This window comes from bacterium (Candidatus Blackallbacteria) CG13_big_fil_rev_8_21_14_2_50_49_14 (assembly GCA_002783405.1).
GTDB lineage: Bacteria > Cyanobacteriota > Sericytochromatia > UBA7694 > UBA7694.
The window spans coordinates 44,075-58,857 of record PFGG01000045.1 but is presented as its reverse complement, the minus strand read 5'-3'; the positions used below and the strand labels follow the sequence as shown (position 1 = coordinate 58,857).

13 protein-coding genes are annotated in these 14,783 nt (G+C 48.8%); 10 read left to right on the top strand and 3 right to left on the bottom strand.

The annotated features are described in order from the left end of the window. Window positions 1-7: 7 nt before the first annotated feature. From COW20_10920 to COW20_10875, 10 genes are all read left to right on the top strand, one after another. Window positions 8-1,453, top strand: a complete 1,446-nt coding sequence (locus tag COW20_10920) for a hypothetical protein (GenBank protein ID PIW48039.1) — start codon at window positions 8-10, stop codon at window positions 1,451-1,453. A gap of 91 nt (window positions 1,454-1,544) precedes the next feature. Beyond that, window positions 1,545-2,837 (top strand): peptidase S8, encoded by a 1,293-nt coding sequence (locus COW20_10915; GenBank protein ID PIW48038.1) that lies wholly within the window; start codon window positions 1,545-1,547, stop codon window positions 2,835-2,837. Between the two features lie 77 nt (window positions 2,838-2,914). Then, complete coding sequence (locus COW20_10910) at window positions 2,915-4,372, top strand: hypothetical protein (GenBank protein PIW48037.1); 1,458 nt, start codon at window positions 2,915-2,917, stop codon at window positions 4,370-4,372. Beyond that, complete coding sequence (locus COW20_10905) at window positions 4,372-5,403, top strand: L-asparaginase 1 (GenBank protein PIW48036.1); 1,032 nt, start codon at window positions 4,372-4,374, stop codon at window positions 5,401-5,403. The genes COW20_10910 and COW20_10905 overlap by 1 nt, the downstream gene beginning before the upstream one ends. Before the next feature lie 168 nt (window positions 5,404-5,571). Then, window positions 5,572-6,462, top strand: a complete 891-nt coding sequence (locus tag COW20_10900) for a hypothetical protein (GenBank protein PIW48035.1) — start codon at window positions 5,572-5,574, stop codon at window positions 6,460-6,462. Further along, window positions 6,459-7,367, top strand: a complete 909-nt coding sequence (locus tag COW20_10895) for a hypothetical protein (GenBank protein PIW48034.1) — start codon at window positions 6,459-6,461, stop codon at window positions 7,365-7,367. Before COW20_10900 ends, COW20_10895 begins: the two co-directional genes overlap by 4 nt. 273 nt (window positions 7,368-7,640) lie before the next feature. Then, window positions 7,641-8,834, top strand: coding sequence for a hypothetical protein (locus COW20_10890; protein PIW48033.1), 1,194 nt, complete (start codon window positions 7,641-7,643; stop codon window positions 8,832-8,834). Between the two features lie 130 nt (window positions 8,835-8,964). Then, window positions 8,965-9,945, top strand: a complete 981-nt coding sequence (pip, locus tag COW20_10885) for a prolyl aminopeptidase (GenBank protein PIW48032.1) — start codon at window positions 8,965-8,967, stop codon at window positions 9,943-9,945. Further along, complete coding sequence (locus tag COW20_10880; GenBank protein PIW48031.1) at window positions 9,935-10,639, top strand: DNA-binding protein; 705 nt, start codon at window positions 9,935-9,937, stop codon at window positions 10,637-10,639. Before pip ends, COW20_10880 begins: the two co-directional genes overlap by 11 nt. Continuing rightward, window positions 10,636-11,796, top strand: coding sequence for a hypothetical protein (locus COW20_10875; protein ID PIW48030.1), 1,161 nt, complete (start codon window positions 10,636-10,638; stop codon window positions 11,794-11,796). Before COW20_10880 ends, COW20_10875 begins: the two co-directional genes overlap by 4 nt. Here the strand turns inward: COW20_10875 and COW20_10870 are convergent. The 3 genes from COW20_10870 to COW20_10860 form a co-directional block, all read right to left on the bottom strand. Next, window positions 11,793-12,008, bottom strand: coding sequence for a hypothetical protein (locus COW20_10870; protein ID PIW48029.1), 216 nt, complete (start codon window positions 12,006-12,008; stop codon window positions 11,793-11,795). The genes COW20_10875 and COW20_10870 overlap by 4 nt on opposite strands. A 115-nt stretch (window positions 12,009-12,123) precedes the next feature. Next, a complete protein-coding gene (gene sppA / locus COW20_10865) occupies window positions 12,124-14,544 on the bottom strand; it encodes a signal peptide peptidase SppA (GenBank protein PIW48028.1) in 2,421 nt (806 codons plus the stop codon). Next, window positions 14,544-14,765: a DUF350 domain-containing protein gene (locus COW20_10860; GenBank protein ID PIW48027.1), complete on the bottom strand. Its 222-nt coding sequence runs from the start codon at window positions 14,763-14,765 to the stop codon at window positions 14,544-14,546. Before COW20_10860 ends, sppA begins: the two co-directional genes overlap by 1 nt. Window positions 14,766-14,783 lie beyond the last annotated feature (18 nt).

Sequence of the window (14,783 nt, the reverse complement as noted above, 5' to 3'; positions counted from 1 at the left end):
TCTTTTTATGAAATCAAAGCTTTTTTCAGCTTCAACCATTTCAGCTTCTTTTCTGGTTTTGACAGCCTGTTCTTCCGGTCTTCAAGCGCCTTTGTCTGCGATTCCGACCCGTCAGGTTGCCCCTGCCCGTGTTCAGGCCAAGTGGGTCACGAAAAAGCAGTCTCCATTTCTTCCCGCTGAAGTAGTGGTCGAGTACCGCAGTGGTTTTGCCACCCAAGCCCAACAGACTCCTGTTCTGCCCGGTTTAACCCATGCCCAGCCTCTGACCATTCAAGGAGACAAATTCGCGCTTTTGAAATTTCAGTCTCAGGCCCAGAGTGATCAAGCGGTTTCAAAATTGAAAAGCCTTCCTGAAGTGGCAAGTGTCGCCCGTAACCCACGCTATACTGCCTTGGCTGCTCCTCAGGTTCCTGTTTTCAGACAGTCGACTGCAGCAGCTCCTCTTTCTGATGCCTTTTATCCTTTGCAGTGGGCTTTGCCCAAAATCGGAATTCCCCAAGCGTGGGGGCTGATGCGCAGTAAACAGGAAATCCTGGTGGCTGTGGTCGATAGCGGGGTAGATTACCGTCACCCTGATTTGAAAGGACAAATTATCAATGGCATGGACTTCATGGCCGAAGATGTTTCTGGCCCCAATGGCATCGGCTCTCCCGATACGGTTGATGATGATCCCCTCGACCAGTTGGGCCATGGCACCCATGTAGCGGGTATCATCGCTGCTTTAGCAGATAACCAGACCGGTGTGGCTGGGATTGCGCCGATGGTTAAGGTTTTGAATATCAAAGCCTTGAACCAGGAAGGCTGGGGTTCAGCTTTTGCGATTGCCCAAGGAATTACCTATGCCACTGACAAAGGGGCGCGGGTGATCAATCTCAGTTTAGGGGGGGGCGATCAAAGCAAGCCGATTCAACTTGCGATTGAATATGCGCAGTCTAAGGGAGTTTTGATTGTAGCGGCTGCTGGAAACTCTTTTACCCATACCGGTTTCCCTGCCAATCTTCCCGGTGTTCTGGCGGTGGGCGCAACCGATAGCAAAGACTGGCTCGCGGATTTCACCAACCACGATGAGCGGATTGATGTCATGGCCCCTGGTGTCGATATTATGTCGACCACGCCGACCTATTTGACCAATGCCATGTCACAGAATGGTATTGATGTATTTTACTCTGCCATGAGCGGTACCTCGATGGCCTGTCCGATTGTAACAGCTCAGGCCGCTTTGCTTTTAAGCATGAATCCTGGCTTAAAAGCAGAACAGGTCAAAGAATTGATAACCCGGACTGCGAAGCCGGTTGGCGATGCCCGTCTCTTCGGTTCGGGGCGCATTCAGATTGATGCCTCTCTTCAAGCCCTGGCTGCAGGCATGAATCCAGCGCAGCCTCCTGCGGATCCTGCAGCCCCTTCTGCCGCTTTAAGTGCTTTACGTGCCTCCCGTTCTTTATCTCGAAGATAAGAAATAGTAATATTCTTTTTAAGGGTTCGAAAGTTTTAGCGCTTTTCAGGCTATAATCTTTGCATAAGCACTGGCGTGAAGAGAGAATAAGATGACAATGAAAAAACAGCTCATGCAGAACTTCAAAAAAACGATGACAGCCGCTTTGGCGGGAATCAGCCTGGTGGCCTGTGGCCGCATGGCTCCTGAATTGACGCTTTCAGCGCCTTCCAATACGCTTCCCACTGCTGCTGTCTCCCGTCTCAACCGTGCGAGCGCTGCCCGTGCCCAGTATGTGCCAGGCCAAGTCATTGTCAGTTTTAAAACCCGCACCCATCCCACGCTTTTGCAACAGTTTGCTCAGGCCCATGGCCTGCGCCTGCTGAAAGTTTCGCCCATGGGCGAAGCGCTTTACCAACAATTGAATCCTGCCATGGCCACTGCCCAGGTGATGAACTCTCTGAAACAGGATCCTTATGTGCAATATGCGGGGCCCAACCCGGTATATACCAATAAATTTACAGTCAACGACCCCCGCTCTTCTGAACAGAAGGGGTTGGGGATTATCGGCATGGGCAAGGCCTGGGATCTCTCCCTGGGCGATCCCCGTGTGATTATCGCGGTGATTGACAGTGGCGCAGATCTTTCTCACCCGGATCTGCGTGCCAATCTTGTCTCTGGTTACAATGTGCTCTCTCAAGGTCAAACCCCTCCTCAGGATGACAATGGCCATGGCACCCATGCCTCAGGCATTGCCGCTGCTGTGGGTGATAACCGTGAAGGGGTCTCTGGAACCTGCCCCCGTTGTAAACTGATGCCCGTTAAAGCATTGGATGCCGAAGGGGCAGGCAATGCTTTCGATGTTGCGATTGGCATTGTCTGGGCTGTCGATCATGGCGCCCAGGTGATTAATATGAGTTTGGGTGGTCCTCAGTCAGATCCTACCCTCGAACGGGCTGTTCGCTATGCTTTTTCCCGCAATGTGCCCGTGGTGGTGGCCGCAGGCAATGAATCCACCAATGAACTGCGCTATCCGGCAGCCATTCCCGGTGTGATTTCAGTGGGCGCTGTCGACAATTCCCGCCAATTGGCTGGTTTTTCAAATTTTGGCTCTTGGGTGTCTGTGGTTGCTCCAGGCGTTCAGATTCTTTCTACCATGCCTCAGACTTCTGTCTATATGACCCAAAATGAAGGGTATCAGACCCAATACGATTTTATGGATGGCACCTCCATGGCGGCCCCGATTGTGGCTGGTTTGGTCGGCTTGATTCGCAGCCGTCACCCCCAGCTGACCCCCGCCCAGATCAAAACCCGTTTGGAGGGCACTGCGATTGACTTGGGTGCGCCTGGTTTTGATGAGCAGTTTGGCAATGGCATGATTGACGGCCCACGCGCTCTGCTTTAAATTTCTGCGGGATTCCTTTCAGGCTCAGGATTGTGTACAATAGGCGTTAAAATTCCTGAGAGTCAGATGATCCACTGATGAAATTCTTAACACACCTAAAAGGCAATGATATTGTCAAAAAATATCCCATGGACAAGCCTGTGCTGTCGATTGGGAGAAGCAAAGACAATGATCTTGTATTTGATCACCCCAAGGTTTCACGCAACCATGCCCGGATATTTCTTGAAAACGGGCATTATACGGTTCAGGATCTCAACTCTACCAATTATGTCTTTGTGAATGGTGTCAGGGTCAAACAAAAACAACTTGAAGTGAATGATCGGATTCAAATCTCCAGCGATATTCATTTGGTCTATAGCGAAGAAACAGGGCCCGATCCCCGCCAAAACACCATGATGGATATGCAAAGGCACTTTATCCACAAAGATGATCTGATGCGCCTGAAAAAAGTAACGCAATCCATTCTCACCCTCAACAATCTGGACATGATTCTGCTCAATATTCTCAAGGAAGGTTTGGGGCTAATTGGCGCAGAAAGAGGGTTTATTGTGCTGACAGATACGCATGAGAAGATCCTCTGGAAATACGCGACCACCTACCGTATTGATAAGGAAAAAGCGGAATCCGGCCAGGCGGATATCAGCCACTCGATTCTCAAAGACGCTTTGAGTGAAAAGCATACGATTGTACGTCTTAATTCAGACAATCCCCAGGTTTTAGGTCACAGTGAAAGCATGATGTCGCAGAAAATCTATTCGGCGATGTGTGCCCCCCTGATGCTGAGAGAACGCGTAATTGGGTTGTTTTATGCCGATGCAAAACAGCTCATGAATAATTTTACCGATGTGGATCAGTTTCTCTTTGATTATTTGGCTGATCAGGCAGCGATTGCGATTGTCAATGCGAAGCGCTATGCTGATTTACAGGCTGAAAAAAACAAGCAACAGGAAGAGCTTGAACAACTTAATCTGGCGCATAAAAACTTGGAAGAACGCCACCAGGCCTTGACCCGTAAACTCAGTATTCTAGATCCAACTGTGCTGTTGGAAGAACCAGAAGCAGAAAAACCGAAAGCGGTTCCTCAACCCACGCCGATTGCGCATACCTATTCTTCTGGGGGCGTGGTTCTCAATAGCAAAGGGGAGGTGCTGATCGTGAGTCAAAAAGGCACCTCCTGGTCTTTGCCCAAGGGTAAAATTGAGGTGGGAGAAGAGCCTGCCGTGACTGCTCAAAGGGAAATCTTTGAAGAATCCGGGATTGAATTTCTGCGCTTAAACCGGCCTTTGCCATCTTATCAGCGCACTGCACTGAATTCTGAGGGAACAGAGGACAGGGGGGAAGTTAAAACCATCTATATGTACCTCTTTACCACTGAACAGGAAGAACTCAAACCTCAAGACCCAGATAATCCTGAAGCGCGGTGGGTTCCCCTGGAATCAGCGACAGAGCTCTTGACCCATGCCAAAGATAAAAAATATTTTGAAGGTATTCTTTCAGATTTACTCAAGTTGCGTGAATCAGGCACTCAGGCCTGATGAAACGGATTTATATTGCCTATAATGGCGGCACGATCGGCATGATGAATACCCCCCAGGGCTATCGTCCCGAGCCCGGTTATCTTCAGGCCCAAATGGAACTTATGCCGATGTTTAATCAGGCGGGCATGCCAGAATTTGAAATCCACGAATACCCGAATCTGCTCGATTCAGCCAATATGCACCCTGATGACTGGCTGGTAATTGCCGAGGATATCGCCAGCCATTATGACGATTACGATGGCTTTATCGTGCTGCACGGAACCGATACGATGGCCTATACCGCTTCGGCTCTGCCCTTTATGTTGCAGGGATTGCGCAAGCCTGTTCTTTTGACGGGTTCGCAAATTCCGCTCTGTGAAATTCGCAATGATGCCCGCGATAATCTGATCACCTCGCTGCTGATCGCATCGCAATATGCGATTCCAGAAGTCTGTCTCTTCTTTGGCGGGAAACTCTTGCGCGGCTGTCGGGCCGTTAAAGTTGATGCCAAGGGGTTTCAAGCTTTTGCCTCCCCCAATTACCCGCTCTTGGGTACTGCCGGTATTGAAATCGAGATTCGCTGGCCTGAAATTCGGCCGGTGCCGGTGACACCCCCCAATTTGCATGTGCAGGCCCTGAATAAAGCCACCGTGGGGGCTTTGCGCCTCTTTCCCGGCATCTCGGCCCAGGTGCTTGAAAATATGCTGCAGCCGCCTTTGCAGGGTTTGATTTTAGAGGCCTATGGGCTGGGCAATGGCCCCGCCCGTGACCCCGATTTTCTCCGCGTTCTGGCAGAAGCTACAGAACGGGGCGTGGTGATTGTCGATGTTACCCAATGTCTGAAGGGCGGTGTTGAAATTACCAGTTATGCAGCCGGTCGCGCTTTGGCTGAGGTGGGGGTGATTGGCGGCGGGGATATGACCGCAGAAGCGGCCTTGGCCAAACTCTATTACCTCTTGACTGTGGGCTATAGCCCGGAGCGTACCCGTGAACTGATGCAGGTCAATCTCTGCGGGGAACTCAGTGAAAATAGAAACACGGCAGATTAGAAACTTCGTTTGAGACCCTCTGAAACGTGTCTAAACAGGCGATTGGAGTGTTTACAGGAGCAAGCGTTTTGGGGAGCATATACGCTATGATAAACTCAATTCAGTGCTGGATCCGCAGGGCTTGATTTATTCGTTCCGTTACTCTTGCTGTTAGGATACGCTTAAAAAATGAAAATACAATGGCTGTACTTTTTTTCTGTGCTGGCCGATTGTCTGAATGTTTCACAGGCTGCTGAGAGCCTTAACGTAACCCCTGTGACCTTACAAAAAAACATGCGTCAATTGGAAAAACAATTGGGCGTTGCCCTGTTTAATAATCAACTGAGTGAATTGACCGATGCTGGCGAGTACTTCAAACGTCAGGCTTTGGAACTGCTGATCGGAGTTTCCAAAATTAACCAAGTATCCAATAATGTTTATCCTGCCGAAATACGCTTCGGTTGGTCTGATTTTTGGGGCCGAAGTATTTTATTGCCTTTGGTTTCTGCTCTGCGTGTATTGCATCCCCAGTACCTGCTTAATGTACAGGGATTCAATCGAGATTGGCATATTTTATTGGATGCCTTTCAATCACAATTATTGGATGTGGTATTGACCACTTATTCGCTCAATGGAGAACGGGTGATGCCCTATATCTCAGGACGAGAGTTTGAACTCTATCTGGGGCCTGAAGAACCTTTTCAAATTGTTTCACATCCCCAATACAGGGGGGGGCATTGGTCGGATTATCTCTATGGTGAAATTGAGTCCTCATTGGCTTTGCAAGCTCCCTTTCCGCTTTGGAACCAAACAGCCTATCCCCGTCAGGTTAAAATCATTGTGCCCAATGTGGATATTTTAAAGTACATGTGTCAACACATGGCCTTGGCTGCTTTTTTACCCGCCAGCATTACTCAAAAAGAGCAAAGTCAAGGCAAATTGGCTGTGGTTGCAGAGCCGCCTCAGACTTTAAGGGTGCGCCCAGCACTTTTGTTGGCTTATCATTCCCATTTGAACGCTCAGGTTTTATCTGCTGAGCAGTTGGCACAATGGCATTTTCAACGTGAGGATCTGATATGAGCGATGTGAATTTAGACGCCCTGATCAGTTTTCAAGAATTGGTCAAGCAATTGAATATTTCGCGTGCTGCCGAAGCTCTGAATTATACCCAGCAGGCTTTAAGTTACCAAATTGCACAATTGGAAGAAAAATTAAATGTTCAACTCTTTGAACGACAAGCGCAGGGCTTGGTGATTACGGAAGCTGGACAACGTTTAAACCATGCTTTGCCACAATTTTTTAAGACCCTGGATCAGACGATGTCTGCGATGCAGCAATTCACCCAAAAGGGAGAAGCGAAGACCCTGCGCCTTTATTTGAGCAATGGCTGGGATTGCAATTTGTTTACCAGCCAGTTTTTGTTGGCTTTGCTTGCGGCGTTTCCTGAAATTGAAATCAAATCCCATTGGGTGCTTCAGCATCAATTGGCAGCGGCTTTAATTGAGCAGCCCAATAGCATTGCTCTGGGCTATCATCGCTTGAACATTGAAGAAGTCGAAAATTACGAACTGTTTTCTTCTCCTGCTGTATTGGCCGCAGATTGCTACAAAGGAGAGCAAAAAGGTCTGATAGCCTTTAATGATGAACATGTTTTTCCCTTTGTTCGAATGTTAAAAGACCGCAAATACGATTATACCCTGGGTGAAACCTTGGAGCATGAGTATCCTTTGACTCGCTTGATTGTCAACACTATTTGTATTTGCCGTAAATTGGCTATGGCTGGTGAAGGCTCTATTCTTACCCACGAAGCAGCCGTAGCAGATAGGGTTGCAGATCATGAAATGCAAATTCTTCAACGTTGTAATAAGGTGTTTTATCAGGGAATTTTGAGCTGGCATAAAAATCGTCAACACTATGTCTCTATTGAAAAAATTCAAGCTATTGCAGAACAAATCACAGCGTCTGAGAATGCTTTCGAGACTTAGAACAGAGCGATATGGGGATTAAACCCGTTCTTTGAGACTCTTTTCAGAGCTTGGACATACTCAAAAATTATCCTCATTGCTATCAGAGAAATCACTTTGATGTAAAGTGGTAATTTTAGACAGGTGCTCCAGGCTTTACAGGGGGCCTGCCCTAAGCTACAAAAAATACGCTATAAAAAAGTGCACAAGTTTTGTTTCAAAAATTTAGATATTTCGAGATAAAATATGATTAAAATTTAATGCAGTTTGTGCATTTGTAAATAGGAGTTTCTTATGCCCTCAATCCCTTCCTTTCGCTTTAATAACGAAGAACCCTTAGATGGAAATGTTCGCAAAGCTACCCCCGAAGACCATCGTCAGGCTCCAAAGCCGAACGATGGCAAAGACCGAATTTTAGTTTCAGCCAAAGGTGAAGGCTATGTCCTTGACGGGAAATCACTGGATCTCAATGCCTTAAAGCAGGGGTCTGTGCCCAAGTCCAGCTTGAAAATTGCTGGACTTGAGGCTCCTGCTACCATTCAGGATCTGGATGACAAAGCACATCCGGCCTTGGGAGAAGGCTTGCTTGCAACGGAAGATGTGCTTACGCAGGTCCTCTCTTTAAGCAGCGAGCAGTTAGAGTCGATCGCTACCAAGAAAGCAACCTGTCCATTTATAGGTTCTGCGGTCTCAGGAGGTGCGCTGCCCGTTCGCAATACTGAAGAGCAGCCGCTTGCCGACATCTCTGATGTCGTGGCCCTTGGTAACAGCGGCGGCGGCAACCTGGGAAATTTGCTTGAGCTTTTCGCTAAAGGCAACCATTCGAAGATGCTGAGCAAATCGGGCGCGCTGGATTCACCGCTACCGCCGAGCTTGTTCAGCCTTGATTTTCCTGGCTCTCAGGGCTCGCACCCTGGTCACAGTGGCATTCTACAGGGGGATCCCTCGCGTCTGAATACCGGGAGATTTAGCCCCTCTGAATTTGACCGCCTGGCGATGCGGGCCAAGGATGGCTACCTGAAGCGCTCCGACATCGCCCATTTCATTGCAGAAAATCTTCTCCGTGACCCAGATTCGAAGGTCTTCAGCGGAAAGGCTGCCGGGCTGCTCTTGGCTGACCTGGGTAATTTCGTTGCTAAGACTGGGCCAGCGATACTGCAGAAGATTGCACATCGCCAGGATGATGCGGCGGATCGGGAAGTGCTTGAAGCGCTTACCAAGACCCTCGGGGAAAATAACTTGATTGGCTCTACAGGTGAATTTGGGCTACTGATGGCCTTTCTCGCCAACAGCCCGAATACGAAGGAGATTGACGGAGAACCTGCCGTCTCACTGGCTGATGTGACCCTGATGTTTCGCGATCACCAGTTTCCGGAAGGCTGGGAGAACTGGCCCAAGACTGAAAAGGACTGGGTGCTCAATACTACAGCCCTCCTGATTGAGGCCGGAAAGGAATACCTGCACCATCAAGAACCTGCAAAGAAATAGGATGCCTCTGGCAACTCAATGATAGGTTGTTTGTTCTAAAATGCGTTTGGGTCGGCAGTATTAGCGAATAGCTTGTATACTGCCAGTGTTCTCTGTCTGGAGAAGCAGAAAAACATCGTCAGGAGCGGCTATGCAACCTCTACAAGCAGATCAGAAAAACATTCTATTTCCTGAAATTGAACCCTACCATACCGGATTTATCAAGGTTTCCGACCCTCACAGTTTGTATTACGAAGCCTGTGGCAATCCAGAAGGCTATCCTGTCGTGTTCCTGCATGGCGGGCCTGGGGGCGGGGTGAATGAAAAATACCGCCGCTTTTTTGACCCTGAATTTTACCGCATCATTCTCTTTGATCAGCGCGGAGCAGGCAAAAGCTTGCCCCATGCCGATTTAAGAGAGAATACCACCTGGGATTTGGTGGCAGATATTGAAAAATTGCGCCAGGAACTGGGCATTGAAAAATGGCTGGTCTTTGGGGGCAGCTGGGGCAGTACCCTGGCGCTCAGCTATGCGATTACCCATCCTGATCGGGCCAGTGGTTTGATTTTGCGGGGAATCTTTCTCTGTCGGCCCGAAGAAATTCAATGGCTTTATCAGGAAGGGGCCTCTTGGCTTTATCCCGATGTCTGGGAAAAATACCTGGCCGTGATCCCTGAAAATGAACGCCATGACATGGTCAAAGCCTATTATGCCCGCCTGACTTCAGAAGATCCAGAGGTACGGTTGCAGGCTGCACGGGTCTGGAGTACCTGGGAAGCCGCGACTTCTAAATTAATTCCCGATCTAAACCTGGTCGAAGCCTTTGATGAAGCTGAGTTTGCCTTGGCTTTCGCGCGAATTGAATGCCATTATTTTATCCATGATTCCTTTTTCCCAAGCAAAAATTATCTTTTGGAAAATGTCGATAAAATTCGCCAGATTCCGGGCTATATTGTGCATGGACGCTATGATGTGGTCTGCCCGGTACGCTCTGCCTGGGATTTGCACAGGGCCTGGCCAGAAGCCCAGCTTGAGATTGTTCCCGATGCAGGCCATTCGGCCATGGAGCCGGGAATTCTGCATCAATTGATTGGCTTTACGGAAGACTTTAAACTCAGGCATGCCCACTGATTTTCGCCTCAAGCAGTTTTGGATTCGGCAGCAGAACAGTCCCATCCCGATGGGGACAGACGCTCTGCTGCTGGGTTCTTGGGTTGAATCTGAGCAGCCCCAACACATTTTAGATATTGGCACGGGGACAGGGATTTTGGCCCTGATGCAGGCTCAAAAATATCCCCAGGCCCAAATTGAAGCGCTGGAACCAGAACCCCAAGCGGCTGAACAGGCCCAGGAAAATTTTAAAGCTTCAGCTTGGGAAGAGCGACTTCAGCTCAGGCAGCTCAAATTACAAGACTACCGTCCAGAACGGGCCTTTGATCTGATACTGAGCAATCCCCCCTATTTTGAACCCTATACGCTTTCTCCAGAGCCAGCCCGGGCCCGTGGACGCTCCAGCCTGGATTTGAGTTGGAAGGATATTCTCGCCTTTGCGAAAGACGGGTTGACTCCCCAGGGGCAATTGGCTCTGATCCTGCCAGCAGAGACAGAAACCACGGTGAGGCAGGCAGCCCAAGCGCAGGGATTCTATTTAAACGCCCTCTGTCGGGTCAGTGGGCAGGCAGGAAAAAAACCGATACGTATCCTCATGTCCTGGCAAAAAATGCCTTCATGGCCCCGTGAGCAGACTTTAAGCATTCGTGAGGGGAAGGTGCACAGCACAGCTTATCTGGATCTGGTCAAAGACTTTTTTCCAGGTAGCCTATGAAGCGACGCATGCTCCTGCTCAGCAATGGCATGGGCGAAGATTTACTTGGCGTCAGTCTGGCCCAGGCCTGGAAAGCACAAGCCCCACAAGATACCCTTTTGGCTTTGCCCTTGGTAGGAGAAGGTCATTTTTACAAGCAGGCGGGGATTGAATGCCTGCCTGTCAAGTTTTCGCCGCCTTCCGCTGGTTTTGCCTATTTAAATCCATTGAAGCTTTTCAAGGATTTTCAGGCCGGTTTGGGGGGGCATCTCTTGAAAGCACGTCAGGTGCTCAATCAAACCCCCTTGGATGGGGTGCTTGCAGTGGGAGATATCGTCGTCGTCACCTATGCCTGGCAGCGCAAACTGCCCTTTGCCTTTGTGGGCTGTGCCTTGAGTGATTATTATACCCAGGGTCGAAAAAATACCTATGATGTCCTGCAATGCCAAATGCTGCGTCAGGCAAGTTTGGGAATCTATCCACGCGACGCGCTCACCGCAGCCGGTCTGAAAATAAGAGGCTTGCGGGTAGAAGCATTGGGGAACCCGATCTTGGATCGCTGTGAACCTCTGAAAAACTGGAATTATCACCCACAACCCGGGCGAAACAGAATCGCTTTGGCTCCAGGCAGTCGGCAGGATGCTGTGGCGAATTTTAACGATTTAGTGCACCATTTGGAAGCTTGCAGGGAGAGGCCCTATGACTTCTTGCTCAGCCTGGCACCCGGTATTCCAAACTATGAAATCCAGACCGTTTTGCTGCAAAGCGGTTGGCAACAACAAGAGCTTGAAAAAACAGATCGCTATCAAAAAGGGGAAATGCGCCTCTATCTCTATACTTCAGATTATTGGGGAGCGATCTTAAACCAGGCTGAAGCCTTGATTGGTTTTGCAGGAACGGCCCATGAGCAGGCCGCAGGCTTAGGCATTCCAATTTTGACTTGGGGGCGAGAGGGGCTACAATACACGCCAAAATTTGCAGAGGCGCAGACCCGCCTTTTGGGGCCTGCGCTCACCTTGCTAACAGATCCGCATGCTGAGATCGTGGCCTGGTTTTTGAACCGCCTTTTGACAGAACCCGCCTATCGAAGGGCTGCCCAAACTGTTCAGGCTGAAAGATACGGGCCAAAAGGAGCATCCCAGCGAATCGTCAAAGCGATTCGGGACAAACTGGCTTAATGGGGTTCACAAAAACAATCTCCGATGGAAGTCCCAATAAATTTTTGATAATTGAGACCGCGTGCGGTACACATACTGGGACAAGCTTCAGAAGACGTTTGAAATTTCGCGCCGCCTTGAGGAACGGCTTGGGTGAGAGCATCGTTGCGTTGCATACATGCTGTGAGAAAAAAAGCGGAAAGGGAAAGAAGGAAAAATGATTGAAGCCTCATTATCTATTCACTTTCAGAAATAAAGATATAAAACAAGTATAGAATCCAAAAGATTTTACTTGTTTTATATCCAATAAAAAAAAATAGGTGACTTGATTCTTGAAAGCTGAATTTCTTAAAATTTTAAGAAAAATTCAGGCTCCAACATCGCGAGAACGTGCGTAGATGAGGGAAACAAACGCTCAACCGAGGCTCGAATTTCAGGCAAGAGGGCTTTCTGCTCTAAAGGCAAGGTCGCTTGGGCAAGGAAATTGCCCATTTCAGGCAAATGCTCAATTTGTATGCCCTGGGTACGAATTTTTGCCTGGCTGCGGGCCAGGGCAATTGCTTCAGAAAGGCCTCCAATTTTGTCGACTAGGTGAATATTCAAGGCCTGTTTGCCCGTATAGACCCGACCTTGGGCGACCTGTTCGACTACCGAGAAATCGAGTTTGCGATTTTCAGAGACCCGCTCCAGGAAAACACGGTAGTATTCTCTCAGATTGTTTTGAATCATTTGGCGTTCATCATCGCTATAGGCGCGGTGTTCACCTTCAGCATCGGCTTTCTCATTCGTTTTGATAATTGAATGCTTGACGCCCAGCAGATTGAACAGGCCGTGGAGATTGGTTTTTCCAGCATAAATGCCGATACTTCCCGTCATGGTGCTTTCATTGGCAAGGATTTGATCCCCCGCCAGGGCAATCCAATACCCACCAGAAGCTGCCACATCTGCCATTGAGACGATCACGGGATTGCCGGTCAGTTTTTTATAGAGTTTCATGGCCCTGTAAATTTCATCTGAGGCCAGGGCTGAGCCCCCTGGGCTGTTGATGCGTACCACCAGGGCCTTGACTTGGGGATCTCGGGGCAGAGCCAGAATTTGTTCGACAATGGTATTTGAACCGACATATTCTTCTCCAAAGACCAGTCCACGTCCACTGTTGCCTTCCACAATATTGCCAGAGATATAGACGACAGCTATTTTATCACTGGGTTCCCAGGCGTTTTTTTCAAAGCGGGTCCGGCTGATATCTTCAAACTGACTGCTGGGTTGATGGATCAAATTGGCCGCTATTTCAGGGATTTCATCCTGATAGGCAATCGCATCAATTAAGCCCGTTTCCTTGGCTTCACTGGCATTGAAGAGTGATTTTTTAAAAATCTTGTCGATCACAGCTGGATCCAAATGGCGGGTGGCTTGTAAATTGGCTAGGTAGCGATCAAAATCGTCTTTTTGGATCGAACCGTATTGTTCGAGTGTGGCGGCAGAGGACTCGCTGCGGGTATAAGATTCAAGACCGGTTTTATACGCACCGACTTTGATAAACTCGATATTGACGCCCACCTGCTCAAGCAGATCTTTATAATGGGGCATGACATAAGAAAAGCCCTTCATTTGCAAGCTGCCCAAAGGATGCATGACGATTTTATCCGCCAGCGAGGCCAGGTAGTGTTCGGCCATGCCACCCTCACGCAAATAGACAATAATCTGTTTTCCGGCAGAACGCACTCTGCGCAAGGCCTCATGAATTTCTTCAATCGTACCCAGGCCAGCGCGTAAGCTGCTGAGATCAATCACGACGCCCTTATAGCGGGAAAGCGTCTCTACTTCTTTGAGCTGTTCCAAAAAACGCCAATAGGAAAGCGGTTGGTTTTTACGCAGAAAATTGCCTGTGGGTTCGCCGGAGTCGAGAATCAGCCCCTGGTGAAGGTTAATATAGGCGAAATGGTTTCCCATTTGTTGAATGGCGTTATGAAAGGTGGTATTGGTGACCTTGAGGTGCAGGCTGTCTTGATTGGGCGTTCCGTTGAAGCTGTGATAATAGCCCAGATTGAAATGATCAAACTGGAAGCCCAATCCGAGCATGAACTGACCTTTTAAATCGATCGAGCCTCTGAGTAGTATCCCATCAATGGGTTCAGATTCCAGCCCAAAAAGACCGGTCATTTGTTTGACATCATCGCCTTCATCCCATTGGGCATCAGCCGTCAGGGTCAAGCGTTTGCCAAAGGGGCGGACGCCTACGCCGGCCACATAGGAACGCTTGATTTCGCGGTCTTGAACGCGGGGGTTGTTGAGGTTTCGGGCACTGAGGCCCAAAGATAAAAAGCTGACGGGACGAAATTGCAGCCCCAAATCAAAGGAATGAATATTGGAATTGGCAGATGCAATTTCCTGGGTTAGGTGATAGGAGAGGCCCAGTGATAAATAGTCTTGAAGGGGGTAGCTGACCCCCATTGAAAAACGGCGCAAATCACCCAAGATTCCCGCTTGAAATTGCTGATACCCAAAGGACATGTTGGGAATGCCTGCAAAAACACTGAATTGCCCAGCATTGTTGGGGTTTAAAGATTTACTCAGATACAGTTCAAATAAATCTTTTGCGCCAGCCCCCCCCGGATTGAGTCCCAATGCACTGGAATCATCGACCAAAGCTACAGCAGGCAAAGGAACACTCTGAGGCAGGTACAAACGGGTAGATTCTTCAGCCAGGGCTGCTGAGCCGAGAGAAAGACTGCAGGCAAAGAGAAGAGAAGAAAGAAGCTTTTTCATCAGCCGTGAATTGCCGCTGCGATAATTATAGCGATGGCAATGAAAAAGCCTGCGATCACAGTTCCCAAGGCTTGATTGTTTTTTTCGAGTTCTTTGGTAAACTCAAGGGCATTGACGATATCAAAGACCTTATAGGCCACCATCAAAAAAATCATACCCAAAATTGAATAGATTAAAGAAACCAAGAGTACACCAGGTGTAAGCGCGCGAAGTTCTTCCACATTTACCTCCGAAAAAGT

Excerpts from the sequence above, each read along its gene's own strand:
- COW20_10920 (PIW48039.1), top strand. The coding sequence starts at position 8 with ATGAAATCAAAGCTTTTTTCAGCTTCAACCATTTCAGCTTCTTTTCTG.
- COW20_10915 (PIW48038.1), top strand. The coding sequence starts at position 1,545 with ATGACAATGAAAAAACAGCTCATGCAGAACTTCAAAAAAACGATGACA.
- COW20_10910 (PIW48037.1), top strand. The coding sequence starts at position 2,915 with ATGAAATTCTTAACACACCTAAAAGGCAATGATATTGTCAAAAAATAT.
- COW20_10905 (PIW48036.1), top strand. The coding sequence starts at position 4,372 with ATGAAACGGATTTATATTGCCTATAATGGCGGCACGATCGGCATGATG.
- COW20_10900 (PIW48035.1), top strand. The coding sequence starts at position 5,572 with ATGAAAATACAATGGCTGTACTTTTTTTCTGTGCTGGCCGATTGTCTG.
- COW20_10895 (PIW48034.1), top strand. The coding sequence starts at position 6,459 with ATGAGCGATGTGAATTTAGACGCCCTGATCAGTTTTCAAGAATTGGTC.
- COW20_10890 (PIW48033.1), top strand. The coding sequence starts at position 7,641 with ATGCCCTCAATCCCTTCCTTTCGCTTTAATAACGAAGAACCCTTAGAT.
- pip (PIW48032.1), top strand. The coding sequence starts at position 8,965 with ATGCAACCTCTACAAGCAGATCAGAAAAACATTCTATTTCCTGAAATT.
- COW20_10880 (PIW48031.1), top strand. The coding sequence starts at position 9,935 with ATGCCCACTGATTTTCGCCTCAAGCAGTTTTGGATTCGGCAGCAGAAC.
- COW20_10875 (PIW48030.1), top strand. The coding sequence starts at position 10,636 with ATGAAGCGACGCATGCTCCTGCTCAGCAATGGCATGGGCGAAGATTTA.
- COW20_10870 (PIW48029.1), bottom strand. The coding sequence starts at position 12,008 with ATGAGGCTTCAATCATTTTTCCTTCTTTCCCTTTCCGCTTTTTTTCTC.
- sppA (PIW48028.1), bottom strand. The coding sequence starts at position 14,544 with ATGAAAAAGCTTCTTTCTTCTCTTCTCTTTGCCTGCAGTCTTTCTCTC.